The organism is Amycolatopsis sp. NPDC003676, from assembly GCF_053587275.1.
This window is the reverse complement of record NZ_JBSFNS010000399.1, coordinates 1-1,096: the sequence shown is the minus strand read 5'-3', so window position 1 is coordinate 1,096 and position 1,096 is coordinate 1. Positions and strand designations below refer to the sequence as shown.

3 protein-coding genes are annotated in these 1,096 nt (G+C 74.7%); all 3 read right to left on the bottom strand.

Features of this window, described 5'->3' with window-relative positions:
- The coding region (locus ACWDNU_RS46725) for a biotin/lipoyl-containing protein (RefSeq protein WP_449673565.1) at nucleotides 1–510 on the bottom strand (510 nt) is incomplete at its 3' end.
- Between the two features lie 33 nt (nucleotides 511–543).
- On the bottom strand, nucleotides 544–834 hold the full coding sequence (locus ACWDNU_RS46720; protein WP_355284258.1) for an ATP/GTP-binding protein: 291 nt from the start codon (nucleotides 832–834) through the stop codon (nucleotides 544–546).
- A 10-nt stretch (nucleotides 835–844) separates the two neighbouring features.
- Nucleotides 845–1,096, bottom strand: a 252-nt coding sequence (locus ACWDNU_RS46715; protein WP_449673564.1) for an endonuclease NucS domain-containing protein, incomplete at its 5' end; no start/stop codon positions are given.

Here is a 1,096-nt window from a genome sequence, read left to right as displayed (position 1 = left end):
CGCCGGAGCGGGGGCAGGTGCCGGAGCCGGGGCGGGAGCCGCCGCGGCGGGCGCGGGAGCGGGGGCCGGAGCAGGCGCGGGAGCCGGTGCCGGGGCGGGCGCCGGAGCGGCCGCGGGCGCGCCGCTACCGATCACACCCAGCTGACCACCGACGGCGATGATGTCGTCTTCCTGCGCCGAGATCTCCAGCAGCGTGCCGGCGACCGGGGACGGGATCTCGGTGTCGACCTTGTCGGTGGACACCTCGAGCAGCGGCTCGTCGACGGCGACGGTGTCACCGACGGCCTTGAGCCAGCGGGTCACGGTGCCCTCGGTGACCGACTCGCCCAGCTCGGGCATCTTCACGGGCGTACCGGAAGCGGCGGCGGGGGCGGCGGCGGGCGCGGGAGCCGGGGCCGGGGCGGGAGCCGCGGCGGCGGGGGCAGGCGCGGGGGCCGGAGCGGGGGCGGGTTCGGCAGGCGCGGCAGCAGGCGCGGGCGCGGCGGCAGCGGCTTCGCCCGCCTCGCTGATCGAGGCGGCCTTCGGTTTTCGTGGTCTCGGGACTCAGGACCAGCGACGGGTGATGCCGCGGGTGCGCCTGCCGTTCCAGCAGCCCTGATGCCAGTGCCTGCGGTCGTCCTCACCGCCGTCGGCGGCCCAGGCGACGATATGGGCGACCCCTGGCGCGATCTCGTGGTCGCAGCCGGGACACCGGTACGTCTTGACCGCCCTGGCACCGGGAACGGTGCGGACGATGTAGGTCTCCTCGCCCGGCCCGTCCTCGGTGCGCCCGTAGACGTCACCGATCGGCGCCGGCTCGCTACGTCGCCCTGAGCGTGGTTTACGTCGCGGCATGGCTCCCAGCCTAGAAGAGGCGGAAAACGTTGCTCTCCGTGCCACGCAGCTCGTCGTAATCGAGCGTGAGGCAGCGGATTCCCCGGTCCTCGGCCAACGTCCGCGCCTGCGGCTTGATCTGCTGCGCCGCGAACACGCCGGCGACCGGCGCCAGCAGCGGGTCGCGATTGAGCAGTTCCAGGTACCGGGTGAGCTGTTCGACGCCGTCGATCTCGCCGCGCCGCTTGATCTCCACGGCCACCGTCGCGCCGTCGGCGTCGCG